Consider the following 18,512-nt stretch of genomic DNA (forward strand, 5'->3'; position numbering starts at 1 on the left):
CCGGTCAGACAGTGATCGTCTCGCTCAGCCTGAGGTCGGCGAGGGAGCGGCCCGCCTGGATCTCGTACGAACCGCCCTGCCGCGCCCAGGCGTTGGCATCCTCGTCCCAGATCTCGAAGGCGCGGGGCGGGAGTTCGATCCGTGCCTCCACGCTCTCGCCGGGCGCGGCCTCGACTCCCGCGAAGCCCGCGAGCCAGCGGGCCGGTCGGTTGCTGTCGGCCTCGGTCGGGGCGAGGTAGACCTGGACGACCTCGCGGCCCGCGCGCGGACCGGTGTTGCGGACGCGGACGGTGGCCGTCGTGCCCCGCACGTCCAGGGACTCGTACGTCCAGTCGGTGTAGCCGAGGCCGTGGCCGAAGGCGTACGCGGGGGTGGCGCCCGACCGCTCCCAGGCGCGGTAGCCGATGAACACGCCCTCGGTGTAGGCGAGTTCGCCATCGGCCGGGGTGACCCGGGTGACCGGCGCGTCCGCGAGGGAGCCCCATGTGGTGGGCAGCCGTCCGCCCGGCTCCTGGGCGCCGAGCAGCACGTCGGCGAGCGCGGCGCCGCCCTCCTGCCCCGGGAACCAGCCGAGCAGCACCGCCGCCACGTCGTCGCGCCACGGAAGTTCCACCGGGGAGCCGGAGTTGACGACCACGACCGTGCGGGGGTTGGCCGCGGCCACCGCGCGCACCAGGTCGTCCTGGCGGCCCGGCAGCCGCAGGTCCTTCCGGTCGAAGCCCTCGGACTCGACGCGTTCGGTGGTGGCGACGACCACGACCGCGGTGTCCGCGCCGCGCGCCGCCTCGACGGCCTCGGCGATCAGGTCGTCGGGGTCGCGCCGCGGGCCCAGGTGCACGAAGGAGAACACCACGCCGGGGAGCGGGGCCGCGTACTCCTTGTCGAGCGGGTGGAACAGGGAGACCTCGACCGTCTCGCCCGCCGTCAGGGGCACCTTGGCCCGCTCGACCGGTGAGCCGAAGAACGCCTCGAAGGGGTCGGACGCGGCGCCCATCCCCTCGGTCCCGTCGAAGACGACCTCGCCGCCGACACGGAGCGTGAAGGCACCCAGGCCGCGCGTGCCGAAGGAGTGCTCGCCGCTCTCGCGGGGCGTGAACGTGCCGACGACCTCGATGGAGGCCAGCGTCTCGTGGGTGACACCGTCGGGCAGGTCGTCGCCGATCCACTGGACCTGGCCGGAGGGGAGGCTGCCCTCGCCGAGGAGGTCGCCGTTGGCGTCGCGGCAGACGGCGCGCAGCTCGAACCCCTTGTCCGCGGGGGCGAGTTCGTCGCTCGGGTCGGCCCCGACGGCGTACGACAGGGTGTCCTCGCCGAGTGCTGCCGTCAGGCCGTCGAGCGGGGAGACGACGCGGGCGGGGAAGACGGTGGCGGAGCCGCCGCCCAGGACGCGGGCGTCGCGTGCGGCGGCGCCGATGAGGGCGACGGACGCGGCGGGCCGCAGCGGCAGCGTGTCGTTCTCGTTGCGCACGAGGACGAAGGCGCGGCGGGCGATCTCGCGGGCGAGTGCCTCGCCGTCGATCTCGGCGGGCAGATCGGTGACCACGGGTTCGGCGCCTTCGAGGATGCCGACGCGGGCGGCGAGCCGCAGGACGTTGCGGACGGCCTCGTCGACCGTCGCCTCCTTGACCCGGCCGCCGCGCACCGCTTCGGCGAGCGCGTCGCCGTACACGGTCCGCGGCCCCGGCATGGCGACGTCGAGGCCGCCGTCGATGGCGCCGGTGGTCGAGCGGGCGGCCATCCAGTCGGAGACGTTGTAGCCGTCGAAGCCCCACTCGCCGCGCAGGACCTCGTTGACCAGGTAGCGGTGCTCGGTCATCGTCGAGCCGTTGACCTGGTTGTACGCGGTCATGATGCCCCAGGGGTGGGCATTGGCGACGATCGCCTCGAAGGGCGCGAGGTACAGCTCGCGCAGGGCGCGCGCGCCGACCAAGTTGTCGACGGTGAAGCGGTCGGTCTCGGCGTCGTTCGCCACGAAGTGCTTGACGGTCGTGCCGACGCCGCCCGCCTGCACGCCCTGGACGTAGCCGGTGCCGATGACGCCGGTCAGATACGGGTCCTCGCTGTACGCCTCGAAGTGCCGGCCGCCCAGCGGCGAGCGGTGCAGGTTCACGGTGGGCGCGAGGAGGACGTGGACGCCCTTGCGCCGGGCCTCCTGGGCGAGGAGGGTGCCCACGCGGCGGGCGAGGTCCTGGTCCCAGGTGGCGGCGAGCGCGGTCGGTGACGGCAGGGCGATCGACGGGTCGTCCGCGGTCCAGCGGGTGCCGCGCACGCCGATCGGGCCGTCCGACATCACGAGGGGCGCCAGGCCGATCCCGGGCAGCGCGTGCAGCGACCACATGTCGCGCCCGCCGAGCAGCCGGGCCTTGGAGTCCAGATCCAGCCGGGCGAGCGCGGCCTCCACGACCGCCTCGCGCGCCTGGTCGGCCTGTGTGGTCCCGGGGCCCTGGGTTCCCGCCATGGCGGTACCTCCTCGTCGAAGTCCGTTCCGTGCGTTCCCTCCATCCTGCCTCGCCCACCTGTAGGCCGGTAGTTTTCGTTATCTGGACGTTATATTGAGAGGAGGCATGACGTACGGTCGTCCCGCGAGCAGGACCGAGAGCGTGAAGGGCAGAGACCATGGCGACCAGGGCCAGAAGCGAGGAACGGCGCGCGGAGATCCTCCGGGCGGCCCTCGAGGTGATCGCCGAGCGGGGCTACCGGGGCGCGAGCCTGGGCGCCGTCGCCGAGCGGGTCGGGCTCACCCAGCAGGGTCTGCTGCACTACTTCCCCACGAAGGACGCCCTGCTCGTCGCCGTCCTGGAGGCCCGCGACCAGTGGGACGCGGTGCCGGCGAACGAGATCCGCCTCGACCTGCTCGGCTCGCTCGTCGACTACAACGCGATGCGTCCCGGCATCATCCAGACCTTCTCCGCACTGCTCGGCGAGAGCGTCACGGACGGGCACCCGGCACGGGAGTACTTCACCGAGCGGTACGGATCGGTGCGGGCGAAGTTCGCCGCGGTCCTGCGCGCGGAGTATGGGGAGCGGCTCCCCGGCGGCCTCACCCCGGAGGCGGCGGCGCCCCTCCTCGTCGCGGTGATGGACGGACTCCAGTACCAGTGGCTTCTGGACCCCGAATCGGTGGACATGGCGGGGGCGTTCAGGGATTTCCTCGGGCTGCTGGGTGCCGACGGCGAGTGAGACCTTTGAGACCCGTGATCAGGCCGCCGGTACGGCCGCCACGACGTCGATCTCGATGAGCGCCTCCGGCCTGAAGAGCCGGGGCACCTCGACCGTCGTGCTGGTGGGCGGTGTCGCGGTGAGGAACTGGGCGCGTACGGCGGCGTATTGGGGGAGGTCGCCGAGGTCCGTCATGAACGTACGGATGTTGATGACGTCGCCGAGCGTCGCGCCGTGCGCCGCAAGGAGGGCGGACAGGGTCTCGAAGATGCCGCGGCTCTGGGCGGCGACGTCGTCACCCCCGGCTATCTGCCCGGAGAGGTACAACAGGGCCCCGCCGCCGTCCAGTTCGACGCGGGCGACCTGGGAGTAGGGGCCCAGGGGCTGGGGCGCGGAGGCGGGGTTGCCGATGGTGATGTTCATGGTGCGGACTGCTCCTCTTGGGTCGTGACCAGGTCGTGGCTAGTGGGTGTCGCGGGTACGGATGTGGGCGACCGCCCGCGCGATGTCCTCGTGGACGACCTCCGGGTCGGCGGCGGCGGCCCGGTAGTGGCCGAGGACCGCCTCCATCGCGGGGAGCGCGGTGACCTCGGTCGCGAGCGCCACGTCCTTCACGGCGAGGTCGCTGCCGAAGTGCACGTCGGTGGCGAAGGCCCGGTTCACCGCGCCGCCGAGCGGCCCGCCCGCGAGCGCCCCCTTCGCCGTCTCCTCGTCGAGGCCCAGCGCGTCCGCCAGCCTCATCGCCTCGGCCACAAGGGCCACGCCCCCGATGACGGCGGTGTTGACGACCAGCTTCAGGGCGGCTCCCGAGCCGAGCGGGCCCGTACGGGTCACCGGGCCGAAGCGGGCCAGAATGTGCTCGATCCCGTCCGCCTCACCCCCCGCGAGAATGCCGAGCCGCCCCGCCGCCGCCTTGTCCGTGCTGCCCATCACGGGAGCGTCGACCAGGGTCACGCCCTCCGGCATCCTCGCCCCCAACTCCCGTACGGCGTCGGGCCCGACGGTGGACATCTCCGCCCAGTGGGTCCCCGCCCGCAGCTCCGGCACGACGGCGTCGGCGACGGCACGCACCGCTTCGGGGCCCGCCAGCATGGTGATGACGACATCGGCGTCACGCACCGCGTCCGCGGGACCGGCGGCGAGCCGGGCCCCCTCCTCCACCAGTGGCTCCGCCTTCGGGGCGGTCCGGTTCCACACCGTCAACGGGTGCCCTGCCGCCAGGAGTTGGCGGGCCATCGGCGCGCCCATGTGTCCGAGTCCCAGAAACGCGATCTTCTCCATGGCTTCGACGCTAGGGCCGGGCCCGTGATGCGACAAGCGAATGTCTAGCATGCCTCCCATGCCCGGACCGCATACCGCACGGATGGCCCAGGACCCGGCCCCGCCCGACCTCTCCACCGTCTGGCTCCGCGTCTTCCTGGACGTCGCGCGGCACGGCTCGTTCACCGTGGCCGCCCGCTCCCTCGGCTGGACGCAGTCCGCCGTCTCGCGGCAGATCTCCTCGCTAGAGGCCGCACTCGGCGGCGCCCCGCTCTTCGACCGGCTGCCGCGAGGCGTGCGCCTGACCGCGCACGGCCGCACGCTCCTGCCGCACGCCGAGGAAACCGTGGCCCGACTGCGTGCCATGCAGCGGGAGTTGGCGTCGCTGCGCGACCTGACCGGCGGGACCCTGCGCTTCGGGGCGTTCGCGACGGCCGACGCGGCGCTCGTGCCACGGGCCATCGCGGCCTTCCGTGCCCGGCATCCCGGCGTGACGCTCACCCGCGAGGAGGGACTGACGCCGGGGCTGCTCGCCCGCCTCGGGGCCGGTGAGCTCGACCTCGCGATCGTCTCCTCGACCGGCGGTGCGCTCAGCGGCGACATGAGCGCGTTCGAACTGCGTCACCTTCTGGACGAGGGGCTGTACGTCGCGCTCCCTCCGGCTCATCCGCTGGCGGGCCACGCGTCGGTGCGTCTGTCCCAACTCGCCGGGGAGGAGTGGATATCGGGCAGCGCGGACGTCGGGGGGACCCTTCTGGAGGAGGCGCACCGGCACGGTTTCCGCCCCCGGGTCGCCCATGTCGTCGCCGAGTGGACCGCCAAGCAGGGTTATGTGGCGGCGGGGCTCGGGGTCACCCTCGTGCCCGCCCTCGCCGCCGAGTCCGTACGCCCCGACATCACCCTCGTCCCGGTGCACGGCGACGACGTGCCGCCCCGGGCCGTGTACGCGGCGACGGTGCGGGGCCGGGCGGCCCCACCAGCAGTCGAGCCGTTCCTGGAGGCGTTGCGGACACCGAGCTGCCGTGGACGGCCGGAGCCCTAGCGGACGCCGCCTTCCTGCCGGAATACTGCGATCACCCCCACCGGCCACGGAAGGACTCCCGTGTCACTCACGCCCACCGTCTCCCCGCGGCTCGCCGCGCTCGGTGTCACCCTGCTGCTCTCCCTCGCCGCGGTACCCGCGTCGGCGGCCACCGCCCCTGCCGTGACCGCCGAGGAGCAGCGCCTCGACCGGGCGGCCCCGCAGGAGATCCTGCGCCGCAGCGGATTCGACTCCGTGGCGCCGGAGTTCGCACGCGCCCTCGACCGCGCCCACTCGTACGCCGAGGCCAAGCGCGTCGTCGTACGGCAGGGAGACGCGCTGTGGCGGCGCGCCGTCGACCGGGCACAGGGGCGCGGCCCCGCGGCGGACAGGACAGCGGACCTCAGCCGGGACGACGACCGGCCGCTGTACTGGGCCCGGCTCGGGATGACGCGGGAGCTCCGGCAGTGGGAGCCGAGCCGGTTCGGGGTGAGCGAGGCCCAGCACGCGCGGCTCATACGGGCGTTGGAGAACGCCTCGCGCGGGCACGACTCCATCCGCTATCCGCAGAAGGACCGCGCGGGTCACCGCCTCAAGCGCATCCTCGTCACCGGCTTCGACCCCTTCACGCTCGACCGTGACGTCCGCATCAGCAATCCCTCGGGCGCCACCGCATTGGCACTCGACGGCGCCGTCATCGAGACCGCCGACGGGCCCGCCCGCGTGGAGACCGCCGTCTTCCCCGTCCGCTGGGACGACTTCGCCGAGGGGACGGTCGAGCGCACCCTGCGCGCCCACCTCCCCCGCGTCGACCTCTTCACCACCATCAGCCAGGGCCGGGTGGGACGCTTCGACATCGAGCGGACCAACGGGGCCTGGCGGGGCGGCTTCCCCGACAACGAGAACCTCTCGCGCACCGAGACCGTCCCGGTCACCGACCCGGCCACGCAGCCCCAGTGGACGTCCACGACGCTCCCGTACAAGGAGATCGTGAGCGCGGAGACGGGCCGCTTCCCGGTGTACGACAACACGTCGGTGACCGAGATCCCGGCGGGCCAGAGCACTCCCGTGGTCCGCCCGGACGGGCCCACCGCCGGTTCGACGGCCCGCGAGGGCGGCGGCGGCAACTACCTGTCGAACGAGATCGCCTACCGGGCGACGCTGCTTCGCGACCGCCTCGGGCTGCACGACCGGCTGCCCGGCGGCCATGTGCACACGCCGGTCCTGCAGTTCGGGGCGGGCAACACGGACCCGGCGACGGGCGCGATCACCGATCCCGAGTTCGTGCGCAACCGGCTCGACATCATCGCGCAGGTGCGCGGGATCCTGACGACGGCTATGAACGCCCGCCGGTAGCGGCCTGCGGGCCGCCGGGGGCGGCGGGGTCCGCCGCGCCCCGGGGGTCGTCGTCGTCCGGGGCCGGGTCGCTGTCCTCGCCCAGCAGTTCCCGCGCCATGAGCGTCGCGCCCGCGACCGCTCCAGGCATCAGGAACACGGCGACGAACGGCACCAGGAAGGCCACGGCCAGCGGGGTGCCGAAGCCCCACGCCATCAGCCTGCGGCCGCGCAGCAGCGCGAGGCGTTCGCGGACCTCGACGCCCCGGCGCTGCAGCGCCACCCCCGTCAGCTCCTCCACCAGGAAGAAGCCCGTCACGCAGAAGCCGATCACGGGCACGACGGTCTGGCCGACGACCGGGATGAAGCCGAGGGCGAAGAGCAGGATGCCCCAGACCAGGGCGCGGACGACGATACGGAGGCTGTCACGGGCGGAGATCCACAGTTCGCGCCAGAGCGGCAGCCCCGACTCGGGGGCGAACCCGGAGACGGAGATGTCGACCTTCTCCGAGAGCGACTCGTAGAAGGGCTGGCCCACCAGGAGCGTCACCGCCGTGAAGGTGACGACCGACAGGAGGAGCGCGAGCGCGAAGAGGAGCCCCGTGAGGAAACCGCGGAACAGGCCGGTCCACGGCGAGGACCAGTCGTCGGCGAACGGCGTGGCCCAGCCGACGAAGTCCGCGCCCCACGTCGCCAGCGCGACGAGCGCGGCCGCGTAGAGAAGCAGGGTGATCAAGCCGGGCAGCAGGCCGACCCCGTACTGCTTGCCGTGCTGGGCGACCCAGCGCTGGCCCTTCATCAAATAGCCGAAGCCACGTCCCAGATCGCGCATGCGGCACAGCCTATCCGCCGGTCACGGCCCTGCGGTCCACGGGACGCGTGGGGGTGAAGGGAGGCGAAGGCCCTCTTGTTGCGCGGTGGTTGAACCGGTAGACCACGCGTACTGACTTCTTTCCCGGAGGTACGTATGGGCATATCCCGGCCGTCCAGACCCGTTCTGCTCACCACGCTCGCCTCGGCGGGCGCCCTTCTGTTCACCACCGTCGCGCCCGGCGCCGCGACCGCCGACCCCCGTCCGGGCGGCCGTGACATCCTCCGCGAGGGCTCGCCCCTCAGCAGCACGGAACGGGCCGCGAAGAACCCGGAGAGCGCCGCCGACCGGGCCCTGGGAACCACCAAGACCCCCGGTCTCGACTCCGGCCTCGACTCCGGTCGCGGCGGCAAGGACCGCGGCTATCCCCGCGAGCAGAAGCTCACCCCGCCGCCCGTGAATCCTGACGACAAGTCGATAAAACTTGGCCTGGCCCCCTATCACTCGATCGCACCGAAGCTGAATGACATCCAGGGCATCGGCGACCGTGTCAGCGTGGAGATCGCGGGCCGCTCGGCGGGCGGCCACCAGCTCTATCTGGTGACCGTCACCTCCCCCGAGTCCGCCAAGGAGACCACCCGCCAGGAGCGGATGCGGGAACTCATCGAGAACGAGCCCGGGACCGCCGCCAAGGACCCCGCGGTCAAGTCCTCGTACAAGACGCCGGTCTTCATCAACAACAACATCCACGGCAACGAGTGGGAGGGCACGGACGCGGCCCTCAAGCTCATCGAGAAGCTCGCGAAGGCCAAGGACGGCAAGACGAAGGATCTGCTCGCGCACAACCGGCTGTACTTCAACGTCACGGCCAACCCCGACGGCCGCATCGCGGGCACCCGCGCCAACGCCAACGGCTTCGACCTCAACCGCGACTTCATCACCGCGTCGCAGCCCGAGGCGCGCGTCATGCGGCAGATCGCGATCGACAAACAGCCCGCGGTCATGATCGACCTGCACGGGTACGTCAACGGCACGCTGATCGAGCCGACGACTCCCCCGCACGGCGAGAACTACGAGTACGACCTCTTCCTGAAGAACACCTACGCCAACGCCCTCGGCATGGAGGCCGCGGTCAACGGCCTCGGCTACACGCCCGAGAAGGACGGCGTCGAGCCGGCGATCATCCCCTTCCGCGACCAGGAAGAGGGCTGGGACGACTGGCCGCCGATCTTCACCCCGCAGTACATGCCGTTCCACGGCACGGTCGCCGCGCACACCATCGAGTTCCCGATGGCCGTCAACAACGACGAGTACGACGAGCTTCCGGTGCCCGAGCTGCGGCGGCGGTCCGCGATCAACGTGGACATCGCGGGCGCGGCCATGTCGGCGACGCTCAAGTACACGCAGGAGCACCGCACTTCGGTGATCGCCGACCAGATCGAGACGTTCCGGCGGGGCGCCGTGGGCGCGAAGCAGGTGCCGGTGTCGCCGGAGACCGTGCCGGGCGTGCCCGGCATCGGTCCGGAGGACGTCTACACGACCGATTTCCCGCGTGCGTACGTGATTCCGCGAGGACAGTCGAAGGGTGAGCGCGGGCAGCGCTCGGCTGCGGCGGCCTCGCGTCTGGTCGAGCATCTGCTCGACAACGACGTCGAGGTGCGCAGGGCAGCCAAGGGATTCAGGCTAGGCGGGAAGTCGTACGCCGAGGGCTCGTACGTCATCGACATGCGTCAGCCCAAGCGCGGACTCGCCAACGTGATGCTCGCCGACGGGCGGGACATCAGCGACAAGGTGTCCACCATGTACGACATCTCGGGGTGGAGCCTCGGGCGGCTGTGGGGCGCGACCGTGGACTCGGTGAAGGGCGGCTCGCTGTCCGGTGTGCGGTCGCGTGTGGTGGACTCCGCGTCGAGGGTCGGCCATGTCGCCTCGCGCGGGGACCTTCGGCTGCGGCTCGACGACGCGCGGGAGGTCGCGGCTCTCAACTGGCTGCTGGCGCGCGGTACTTCCGTGCGGCGGGCTGAGGACGGCAGCGTGATCCTGCCCTCGTCGGCGCGGGGCGCTGCGGTCGCCGCGGCGAAGAAGTACGACGTCGCCTTCGACGCGACGAAGGCGAAGGGTGGCGCGGTGGTCCGTCCCACGCGGGTCGCGGCGGCCGTCACTCCCGGGGAGTTGTTCGCGCTGCGGGAGATGAATTTTGACGTGGTGCCGGTTTCGACTGATGTCCTCAACGCCGGGTTCGACTGGAAGAAGTCGGGTGCGGACGCGCTGTTCGTGTCGGCCGGGCTTTCGTACGGGGAGCTGAACGCGGGGGCGAAAGCCGGGCTCGACTCGTTCCTCGCCGGGGGCGGTGGTCTGGTCGGGCGTGGCTCGGAGGGGGCCTCGTTGAACTCCGACGCGAAGTTGCTTTCCGTTGAGGCGGTCTCCGGGAACGGGGATGCGAATGGTGTGGTGCGGGTCGTGAATTCCGGGGGGCCTGTCACCGGGGGCGCGGTGTCGCATTCGTTCGTCTACTCGCCGATGTGGTTCAAGGGGCTCGGGAGTGGGGTGCGGGTCGATCAGTCCTATGGGGGTGGGAATCCGCTGGTTTCCGGGCACTGGCGCCCTGCGGAGGGCGGTGCGGGGGGTCCTGCGGACGCTGCGGGTCAGCCTTCCGTGGTGAGCGGGTCCGCTGCGGGGTCCCGGGTCGTCCTGTTCGGCACGGAGCCTCTCTTCCGGGACCACCCGAAGGGGGTGTTCCCGCAGGTGGGGCGGGCGCTGCTGAGTGTGAGCCGGGGCTAAGGCAGACCCTGCGGGGCCTTCCCCAATCCCGCCCCTTCCCGAAACTGGGGCTCCGCCCCAGACCCCGTACAAGATGGCCTCAAACGCCGGCCGGGCTGAATTGGGCCCTCGCGCCAAGCGAGTTTTCGGGAAGGGGTGGGGTTGGGGATGAAGAACGCATGACACGTGAGGTCAAGGTCCAAGGCACCACCGCAGCCGGATACGAATCCGTGCGGGACGAGTTCACCGCCGTACTCGCCGGGGAGAAGCCCGAGCATGCCGCGCAGCTTTCCGCGTATGTACGCGGGGAGCAGGTCGTCGACCTGTGGGTGGGGCCTGACACCGACGGCGACACGCTGTTCGGCGTCTACTCGTCCACGAAAGGTGCCGCCCATCTCGTCATGGCGCTGCTCGTCCAGGACGGGGCCCTGGACCTGGACCGCGAAGTCGCCTACTACTGGCCGGAGTTCGGCGGCCAGGGCAAGGGCGATGTCACGCTCCGGGAGCTTCTCTCCCACCGCGCGGGCGTCGTCGGCGCCGACGACGGCCTCAGTCCGGAGGAGGTCGCCGACGACCGCGCCAACGCCGCCCGTCTCGCGGCCCAGCGGCCCTACTGGCGTCCCGGTACCGCCTTCGGCTATCACGCACTGTCCGTCGGGGCGCTGGCCGGCGAGGTCGTGTTCCGGGCGACGGGGCAGACCTTGCAGGAGGTGTACGAGGAGCGGGTCCGCGCCCCGTTCGGCCTTGACTTCCATCTCGGGCTTCCGGAAGCCCTTGAGCCCCGCTTCCGCTCCGTGCTGCCGGCGATCCCCTCCCCCTCGGAGCGCGCCCTCATCGACGCGCAGCCGCCGCAGCCCGGCACCCTGAACTCCATCGCCTTCAACCGCAACGGTGCCCACCCCACCGATCTGGAGTCGCTCCCCAACTCCCGCCTGGTGCGCGCCAAGGGGCCCGCCTCCGTCGGCGGTGTCGCCTCCGCGCGTGGACTCGCCACGATGTACGCGGCTGCGGTCGGCGGGCTCGACGGGCGGGAGCCGCTCCTGAAGCCGGACACCGTGGCCGAGTTCGGGCAGATCCATTCCAACGGGTTCGACCTGGTGGCGCGGGCCCACAAGTCGTACGGGGTGGGGTTCCAGAACGTCGCCGAGGCCTGGCACCCGTTCCTCGGTGCGGGGACCATCGGGCACCGGGGCGTGGGCGGCTCGCAGGCGTTCGCCGATCCGCGCAGCGGGCTCGCCTACGGGTACACGCGGCGCCGCTTCCCCGTCCCCGGCAGCCCGGCCCCGGAGGAGGAGCGGCTCGTGCGGGCGGTCCACACCGCCGCCGTGACGTGAGGGAGGGCCGCACCCCTGCCCGGGGTGCGGCCCTCCCTCACGTACGCGAAGAGGCGATCAGGCGACCGCGAGCTCCACCTTGATGTTGCCGCGCGTGGCGTTGGAGTACGGGCACACCTGGTGCGCCTTCTCGATCAGGGCCTGCGCGGTGGCCGCGTCCACGTTCGGGATGGAGGCGGAGATCGCGACCTCCAGGCCGAAGCCGCCGGCCTCGGTCTGGCCTATGCCGACCTTGGCGGTCACGGTCGAGCCGGAGATGTCGGCGTTCTCCTTGCGGGCGACCACGCCGAGGGCGCCCTGGAAGCAGGCGCTGTAGCCCGCCGCGAAGAGCTGCTCGGGGTTGGTGCCGGCGCCGCTGCCGCCCATCTCCTTCGGCGGGTTGACGACGACGTCGAGCTTGCCGTCATCGGTGGCGACGCGGCCGTCACGGCCGTTCTCGGCGGTGGCGACGGCGGTGTACTTGACGTCGATCTGCTGGATGGACATAAGTGCCGGTTCCTCCTGAGATGTTCCGCGATGCGCGCCCACAGTCGCGACAATGTGGAATTACTTTATCGGATGACGGAAAACGACGGGCGGCGGCCACCTGCTCCGGCCGCCGCCCGCCGCCCTCACCTCACCGGCTCACCACTCTCAGGCGAGAGAAACGACCATCTTTCCGGTGTTCTCGCCGCGCAGCATGCCGAGGAATGCCTCGACGCCGTTCTCCACGCCCTCGACGACCGTCTCGTTGTACTTGAGCTCGCCGGAGCGGATCCAGGCACCGACCTCCTTCACGAACTGCGGCTGGAGGTTCTCGTGGTCCCCGACGAGGATGCCCTGCAGACGCAGGCGCTTGCCGATGATCATGGCCATGTTGCGCGGGCCGGGCGTCGGCTCGGTGTCGTTGTAGCCCGCGATCATGCCGCAGATGGTGGCGCGGCCGTGCACGTTCATGCGGCTGATGGCCGCTTCGAGGTGCTCGCCGCCGACGTTGTCGAAGTAGACGTCGATGCCGTCGGGGGCCGCCTCCTTGAGCTGCTCCACGACCGGGCGCGGGTCCTTGTAGTTGAACGCGGCGTCGAAGCCGAGCTCCTCGACGAGGTGCTTCACCTTCTCGTCCGAGCCCGCCGAGCCGATGACGCGCGAGGCACCCTTGAGCTTGGCCATCTGGCCGACCTGGGAGCCGACGGCGCCCGCGGCGCCGGAGACGAACACCGCGTCGCCCTCCTTGAAGGAGGCGACCTCGAAGAGCCCCGCGTAGGCCGTCAGGCCCGGCATGCCGAGCACACCGAGGTACGCCGAGAGCGGCGCGGCCTGCGGGTCCACCTTCACGGCGTGCTTGGCCGGGACGGTGGCGTAGTCGCGCCAGCCCGCGAAGTGCAGGACGTGGTCGCCCACGGCCAGACCGTCGGCGTTCGACGCGATGACCTCGCCGACCGCACCGCCCTGCATGGGCTCGTCCAGCTTGAACGGCGGGGTGTACGACTTCACGTCGTTCATCCGGCCCCGCATGTACGGGTCCACGGAGAAGTGCAGGTTGCGGACCACGACCTGGCCGTCGGCCGGGGCGGTCACGGGGGCCTCGCGCAGGGCGAAGTCCTCCGGGACCGGCCAGCCGTGCGGGCGGCGCACGAGGTGCCACTCGCGGCTGACGGCGGGGAGCTGCGCGGACCCGGGGGCCTCGGGGGTGACGGACATGCGGGCGTCCTCCTCCTGCTCAGGCTGCCGTTGCCGACAGGCTGACATCGTCGAAATGCTTCAGGTTGTGAAACAACCATGCGCCTACATATTTCACTATGTCAAGTATCGGGGTAGCCTGGAGCGCATGGCCACCAGCAGCTCCCGCACCCCGCGCACGGACCCCCTGACGCTCGAAGTCGTCGAGCTCATCGGCACGGTCGTCGCGCGCTACCACGAGGAGTACGACGCCGCGGCGGGCAAGCACGCCCTCACCGGGGCGCAGGCGCGCGTCCTTGGTCTGCTCTCCCTGGAGCCGCTGCCCATGCGTCGCATAGCGAAGAAGCTGAAGTGCGAGCCGTCGAACATCACGGGGATCATCGACCGTCTTGAGGCACGCGGCCTCGTCGAACGGCGGCCCGACCCGGCCGACCGCCGCGTGAAGCTGGCGGCGCCGACGGACGAGGGCCTCGAGGTCGCCCGCAGCCTGCGCGATTCGCTGGACTTCGCACGGGAGCCGCTGGCCGAGCTCTCCAGGGAGGAACGGCTTTCGCTGCGAGCACTGCTGCGCAGGATGATCGGCGAGGACGCCGCGGCCTGACGGACCCTCCATCCGTCACCGGCCCGCGTCGCCGTTCGCTACGTGCACCACCACAGGAAGCGGTCGCACGTCCTGGTCGGCTCCGGCTCCGGTGTCGGATCGGGCTGCTGCGAACTCGGCGGGGGCGTGGTGGGACCCGGGGTCCCTGGGGTGCCCGGCGCGTCGGGAGAATCCGGTGCGTCCGGCGCGGAGGTCGCGCCCGGGGTGGTCGCGTCCGGCTCCTGCCCGGCCTCCCCCGTCTCCTCCCCCTTGTCGTCCTCGTCGTCCTCGCCGTTCTTGGTGCCCTTGCCGTCCTTGGCCTTCTTGGACTCCTTGCCCGTCGCGGACGCCGACGCGGAGGGTGTCGCCGACGTGGCTCCGCCACCCGTGGCCGCCCCGCCGCCCGGGTCCGTCGGCTTCCGGGACGCGGACCGGCTCGCGTCGGCGTCCGGCGCTGAGGCCGCCGCCGGTTCGTCCGAGGGCCCCTCGATGCCGAGCTCGGCCAGGCTCAGGCCACCGGCCGCGAGCGCGAGCCCGGCGGTGACCAGGAGGATCTTGCGGCGCCTGCGGCGGTGCGCCGCCCGGCGCCCGCGCTCCCGGCGGCGGCTCCTGCCGCGCGGCGCCTCGTCGTCGTACGGGCGCTCGGAACCCGGCGTCTCGTCCTGCGCGGCGACCGCCTCCGCGTACTCACGGCAGGCTTCGGCCGGAGTGCCGCACCCCGGGCAGGCCAGGGCGCCGTTGAGGTGCCTGTGGCACGGGTGGCAGTAGTCCATGAGGCATGGAGGCTAAGTGAGCCACGGGTAACAGAGGAAGCCGCTGCCGTGAAGGTTGTGTGCGGAATCGAATGTTCCAGCGGCGCGGACACCCCGATGTGCGGCAAACCGCCTGATCAGCCCCTATCCGGCGAACGCCGCCTGCGGCACGCCCTGTCCCGCGTCCGGCACCACGAGCACCGACCCGGAGAGGGGATGCGGCGCCTCAAGTCCCGTACGCGCGGAGGTGATGTAGAGGTCCCGCAGTCCCGCGCCGCCGAACGCGCACGCGGTCGGGCGGGCCACCGGGAGCTCGATCACCCGGTCCAGGGCGCCGGACGGGGTGTAACGGCGGATGGCGGCGCCGTCCCACAGGGCGACCCAGACGCAGCCGTCGGCGTCGACGGTGAGGCCGTCGGGGTATCCGGCGTCGGCCTCGATCTCCGCCAAGGGCCGCCTGGCGGGCGGGAGTTGGCCCTCGCGCGGCTCCAGTACGTCGATGCGGCGTGTCAGGGTGTCGACGTAGTACATGAGCCGGCCGTCCGGGCTCCAGCCGATGCCGTTGCTGACGGAGACGTCGTCGAACACCTCGGTGACGGTGCCGTCCCCCGTGACGCGCAGCAGGTTGGCGGCCCCCGGCGTCTCGTCGTAGGCCATCGTGCCCGCCCAGAGCGCCCCGTCGGGGGCGACCGCCGCGTCGTTGCCGCGGCGGCCCGGCACGACCTCGCGGTGCAGCCAGCGGAAGGCGCCTCCGTCGGCCATGGAGTCGTAAAGGCCCACGCCGTCCCGGAGGTTGACCACCAGTCCGCCGCCCGCGCGCGGCTTCGCGGCGCCCACGTGCTGCTCGGTGGCCAGGACCGAGCGGTGCCCGCTCGACGGGTCGTACGTGTGGACGCGTGAGCTCAGGATGTCGACCCAGATGAGCCGCCTGGCGGCGGAGTCCCAGGTGGGGCCCTCGCCGAGTGCTGCCTGCGCGCGTACCGCCATGTCGATTGCGACCATTGCGGCAGGCTACCCGCAAGCACGGCTCCGGGGACCTTGGCCGTGCGCCTCAGCCCGCGCGGCCCAGCTCTCCCCTCAACCGCCGTGCCCTGAGCACCAGTTCGAGCTCGAAGCGGCGGTCGGGGTCGTCGACCTCGTCGCCCCACAGTTCCCTGATCTGCCGCAGACGGTAGCGCACCGTCTGCGGGTGCACCCCGAGGCGGGCCGCGACCTCCGGTGCGCCGCCCCGCGTCTCCAGCCAGGCGAGCAGGGTCTCGGCAAGCCGGCGGCCGTGCGCGGGTCCGCAGTGCGCGAGCGGGGCCAGGCAGCGGCGGGCCAGGTCCTCGATGAGCTCCTCGGGCTGGAGCAGGACCAGCGCCTCGGTGTGCTCGGTGCAGTGCAGGACCTCGCCGGAGGGCAGCAGTCCGCGTTCCATCAGACGCACCGCGGCCTCCGCCCAACGCAGCGACTTCGCCGCGTCGGCCAGCGGCACGGGCGGGCCGATCGCGCCGGACCAGCCGGCCATGGCGCGCCGCAGCAGTTCGGGGCGGCCCGCCGCGTCGGGGTCGGGGACGACCATGCGCGGCTGTTCCGTCTCCATGTCGAGCAGGACGCCCTGGCCGACGGCGGGCGCCACGGCTTCCCGCGCGGGGCGCAGGAGCACGCCGACGGCGACCCGCTCGGGCAGCTGCCAGCCCACGCGGGCGGCCCGTTCGTCGAGGGCGCTGCGGGCACCGGGCTGCCCCGCGGCGGCGGAGGCGCCGGAGGCGTGACCGAAGTCGGCCGGTGCCGCCGCTCCCGGGTCCCCGCGCCGCTCGGAGAGCAGCAGTTCCATCAGCTTGCGCTGCAGGCGCAGCCTCTCACCCGCCTGCCGGGCCGCGGCCTCGGCGTATCCGCGGACGGACTGGTCGACCAGGCCGTCCAGATACTCGAAGCCCGACTCGGCCAGTTCGTACATGGCCGGCGGCGGGATCTCGATCTGCTGGCCGATCTCGGCCAGGCGGCGCCAGGCGAGCCGTACGCCGAGGCGGTAGATCGCCTGGAGCGAGTCGAGGCTGCGGCCGTGCAGGCCCTCGCCCCTGCCGAATTCCTGGAAGACCTCAAGGGGGTAGCACGGCCGCCCGCCCTCGGCGGAGGCGATCTGCTGGACGAACCCCTCCAGCGCACGGCGTATGCCGATGAGCGCCATGGGTTCGCCCGAGTCGTCGAGGACGACGGGCAGGCCGGGGTACTCGGAGCGGATCTGCCGCAGGATGTCCTGCGCCAGGGCGGGCACCTCGTCCAGGGCGAGCGCGGCGAAGCGGCGCACCTGCATGGGCGGTACGTCGCGCCAGGCCGAGCGGACGGACAGTGACCCCTGGCTCTCGGTCACGGGCACGGTCACTCACTGTCCCCTGGGGGCAGTCTCGTAGTGCACGAGGGGGGTGTTGGGCTGTTCCGGGGTCGCGTTCAGGAGCGCGACGACGCCGAACGCGGCGGCCACGGCGAGTGCCGCGGCGGCTACGACGGTCAGACCGGCGGCGAGCAATCGGTGCATGTCAGGGTCAGCCTCTCTGCTGGAGGTCGATCCCACCCAGGTCGCGCGGTTGTCGTGCACACAGTCCCTCACCGGCCCCACCCGGTTGGTGCACAGTTTCATCAACGCATTGACACTTCGTCAAGGGTCCGCCTAGCGTTCCGGCCCCTACGGCTCGGTAACACTTCTCACCCGCCACCAGGAGTGCCGGATGCGCCGCACAGCCTCGCCCCTCTCGCTGATCCTGCTCGGACTCGGCGTTTTTCTGCTCGTCCTGGCCCCGATGCTCGCGTGGTACGTCGAGCCACGGGCGAAACGTACGCCCGTCGACATCGACACGACCACCGTGTTCAAGGGCAAAGGGAGCTATTTCGACACCAAGAAGATCAAGACGGTCCATAACAAGAACCTCACGATCACGCGTCAGGTACGCGGCGACGTCGACGACAGCAACAGCGAGCACGCAGTCTGGGACGTGGTCACGTCCGTCGATCCGGACGCGTCACTGCCGGCGTCCGATCCGCACGACGCACTCCAGTTCACGCAGGAGCGCTGGGTCACCGACCGCGAGACGAACAAGCCGGTGCACTGCTGCGACGAGAAGCCCTACTTCGAGGGTGAGGCCTACCTCAAGTTCCCCTTCGACGTGGAACGACGTTCCTACGTCTGGTGGGACAACACCCTCGGCGCGACCGTCCCGCTCACCTTCCGGGGCACGAAGAAGATCCAGGGCTACGAGGGCTACCGCTTCACGGCCAAGGTGAAGCCCGCCAAGACCGGGACCCGGCTCGTGCCGGGCCGCCTGGTGGGGCAGCCCAAGCGCAGCAACGTGCTCGCCGAGGAGTGGTACTCCAACCACGGCATCGAGCTGGTCGCCGACAAGCGAACCGGCCGGATCATCTACGCGGCGATCGGACCCCGCAAGACGCTGCGCGCGCCCGGCTCGGACAAGGACGCGACGAGGCTGCTGGACAGCAAGCGCATCGCGTTCACCGAGAAGACCCAGAAGGCGCAGGTCAAGCTCGCGGACGACGACAGCAGCCGGCTGAAGCTCCTGGGCGAGACGCTGCCGGTCGGGGCGGGTGCGCTGGGTGCGCTGCTCACCATCGCGGGAGGCGTTCTCGTCCTGCGCGGACGGCGTTCCGACAGTGGGGCACAAGGGCCCGGAGGGCCGGGTTCCGCAGCGGAGCCGGGCGGTCCGAATAGCGATACGTCACCAACCGCCCTGCAACCCACCACGATGTGATGAGACGTCAGCAGTTGAAACCCCGAAAGTTGTCACTTCGGTGAGTAGCCGCGTCGAACACTGCGGCGAAAACTAACGGTCCCACCCCAGCACAGTCC

17 protein-coding genes are annotated in these 18,512 nt (G+C 71.7%); 7 read left to right on the forward strand and 10 right to left on the reverse strand.

Going from position 1 to position 18,512, the window contains the following annotated elements; translation table 11 throughout:
- Nucleotides 1-4: 4 nt before the first annotated feature.
- Nucleotides 5-2,458 carry a glycoside hydrolase family 3 protein gene (locus ACWFRU_RS02635; RefSeq protein ID WP_453683947.1) on the reverse strand — a complete coding sequence of 818 codons (2,454 nt, stop codon included), beginning with the start codon at nucleotides 2,456-2,458 and terminating at the stop codon, nucleotides 5-7.
- A 158-nt stretch (nucleotides 2,459-2,616) separates the two neighbouring features.
- On the opposite strand from ACWFRU_RS02635, the gene ACWFRU_RS02640 reads away from it, so the two are divergent.
- Nucleotides 2,617-3,180 (forward strand): TetR/AcrR family transcriptional regulator, encoded by a 564-nt coding sequence (locus tag ACWFRU_RS02640; protein ID WP_453683949.1) that lies wholly within the window; start codon nucleotides 2,617-2,619, stop codon nucleotides 3,178-3,180.
- An 18-nt stretch (nucleotides 3,181-3,198) separates the two neighbouring features.
- Here ACWFRU_RS02640 and ACWFRU_RS02645 read toward each other — a convergent pair whose 3' ends face one another.
- Nucleotides 3,199-3,582, reverse strand: coding sequence for a RidA family protein (locus ACWFRU_RS02645; protein WP_453683950.1), 384 nt, complete (start codon nucleotides 3,580-3,582; stop codon nucleotides 3,199-3,201).
- A gap of 39 nt (nucleotides 3,583-3,621) precedes the next feature.
- Nucleotides 3,622-4,440: an NAD(P)-dependent oxidoreductase gene (locus tag ACWFRU_RS02650; protein WP_453683952.1), complete on the reverse strand. Its 819-nt coding sequence runs from the start codon at nucleotides 4,438-4,440 to the stop codon at nucleotides 3,622-3,624.
- A 49-nt stretch (nucleotides 4,441-4,489) separates the two neighbouring features.
- On the opposite strand from ACWFRU_RS02650, the gene ACWFRU_RS02655 reads away from it, so the two are divergent.
- Both ACWFRU_RS02655 and ACWFRU_RS02660 read left to right on the forward strand, forming a co-directional pair.
- Nucleotides 4,490-5,461 (forward strand): LysR family transcriptional regulator, encoded by a 972-nt coding sequence (locus ACWFRU_RS02655; RefSeq protein WP_453683954.1) that lies wholly within the window; start codon nucleotides 4,490-4,492, stop codon nucleotides 5,459-5,461.
- A 60-nt stretch (nucleotides 5,462-5,521) separates the two neighbouring features.
- Nucleotides 5,522-6,796 carry a pyroglutamyl-peptidase I family protein gene (locus tag ACWFRU_RS02660; RefSeq protein ID WP_453683956.1) on the forward strand — a complete coding sequence of 425 codons (1,275 nt, stop codon included), beginning with the start codon at nucleotides 5,522-5,524 and terminating at the stop codon, nucleotides 6,794-6,796.
- Here ACWFRU_RS02660 and ACWFRU_RS02665 read toward each other — a convergent pair.
- Nucleotides 6,777-7,607, reverse strand: a complete 831-nt coding sequence (locus ACWFRU_RS02665) for an EI24 domain-containing protein (protein WP_453683958.1) — start codon at nucleotides 7,605-7,607, stop codon at nucleotides 6,777-6,779. The two genes, ACWFRU_RS02660 and ACWFRU_RS02665, sit on opposite strands and share 20 nt — an antisense overlap.
- A 135-nt stretch (nucleotides 7,608-7,742) precedes the next feature.
- Here ACWFRU_RS02665 and ACWFRU_RS02670 point away from each other — a divergent pair, with 135 nt between their 5' ends.
- Nucleotides 7,743-10,367 (forward strand): M14 family zinc carboxypeptidase, encoded by a 2,625-nt coding sequence (locus ACWFRU_RS02670; protein WP_453683960.1) that lies wholly within the window; start codon nucleotides 7,743-7,745, stop codon nucleotides 10,365-10,367.
- 158 nt (nucleotides 10,368-10,525) lie between these two features.
- Nucleotides 10,526-11,680, forward strand: a complete 1,155-nt coding sequence (locus ACWFRU_RS02675) for a serine hydrolase domain-containing protein (RefSeq protein WP_453683961.1) — start codon at nucleotides 10,526-10,528, stop codon at nucleotides 11,678-11,680.
- A gap of 57 nt (nucleotides 11,681-11,737) precedes the next feature.
- On the opposite strand, the gene ACWFRU_RS02680 is transcribed toward ACWFRU_RS02675, so the two are convergent.
- On the reverse strand, nucleotides 11,738-12,166 hold the full coding sequence (locus ACWFRU_RS02680; RefSeq protein ID WP_453683962.1) for an organic hydroperoxide resistance protein: 429 nt from the start codon (nucleotides 12,164-12,166) through the stop codon (nucleotides 11,738-11,740).
- A 147-nt stretch (nucleotides 12,167-12,313) separates the two neighbouring features.
- On the reverse strand, nucleotides 12,314-13,360 hold the full coding sequence (locus tag ACWFRU_RS02685; protein WP_453683964.1) for an NADP-dependent oxidoreductase: 1,047 nt from the start codon (nucleotides 13,358-13,360) through the stop codon (nucleotides 12,314-12,316).
- Nucleotides 13,361-13,487: 127 nt separating this feature from the next.
- Between ACWFRU_RS02685 and ACWFRU_RS02690 the strand changes: the two genes are divergently transcribed.
- Nucleotides 13,488-13,940: a MarR family winged helix-turn-helix transcriptional regulator gene (locus ACWFRU_RS02690; protein ID WP_453683965.1), complete on the forward strand. Its 453-nt coding sequence runs from the start codon at nucleotides 13,488-13,490 to the stop codon at nucleotides 13,938-13,940.
- 38 nt (nucleotides 13,941-13,978) lie between these two features.
- Here ACWFRU_RS02690 and ACWFRU_RS02695 read toward each other — a convergent pair whose 3' ends face one another.
- The 4 genes from ACWFRU_RS02695 to ACWFRU_RS02710 form a co-directional block, all read right to left on the reverse strand.
- A complete protein-coding gene (locus ACWFRU_RS02695; RefSeq protein WP_453683967.1) occupies nucleotides 13,979-14,692 on the reverse strand; it encodes an SCO2400 family protein in 714 nt (237 codons plus the stop codon).
- A gap of 123 nt (nucleotides 14,693-14,815) precedes the next feature.
- Nucleotides 14,816-15,673: an SMP-30/gluconolactonase/LRE family protein gene (locus ACWFRU_RS02700; protein ID WP_453683969.1), complete on the reverse strand. Its 858-nt coding sequence runs from the start codon at nucleotides 15,671-15,673 to the stop codon at nucleotides 14,816-14,818.
- A 49-nt stretch (nucleotides 15,674-15,722) separates the two neighbouring features.
- Complete coding sequence (locus ACWFRU_RS02705) at nucleotides 15,723-16,967, reverse strand: PucR family transcriptional regulator (RefSeq protein ID WP_453684507.1); 1,245 nt, start codon at nucleotides 16,965-16,967, stop codon at nucleotides 15,723-15,725.
- A gap of 69 nt (nucleotides 16,968-17,036) precedes the next feature.
- Complete coding sequence (locus ACWFRU_RS02710) at nucleotides 17,037-17,189, reverse strand: hypothetical protein (RefSeq protein WP_249590098.1); 153 nt, start codon at nucleotides 17,187-17,189, stop codon at nucleotides 17,037-17,039.
- Between the two features lie 190 nt (nucleotides 17,190-17,379).
- On the opposite strand from ACWFRU_RS02710, the gene ACWFRU_RS02715 reads away from it, so the two are divergent.
- The gene (locus ACWFRU_RS02715; protein ID WP_453683971.1) at nucleotides 17,380-18,414 is read left to right on the forward strand and encodes a DUF3068 domain-containing protein; all 1,035 of its coding nucleotides are present in this window, start codon (nucleotides 17,380-17,382) and stop codon (nucleotides 18,412-18,414) included.
- Nucleotides 18,415-18,512: the final 98 nt, after the last annotated feature.

The organism is Streptomyces sp. NPDC055099, assembly GCF_053607685.1.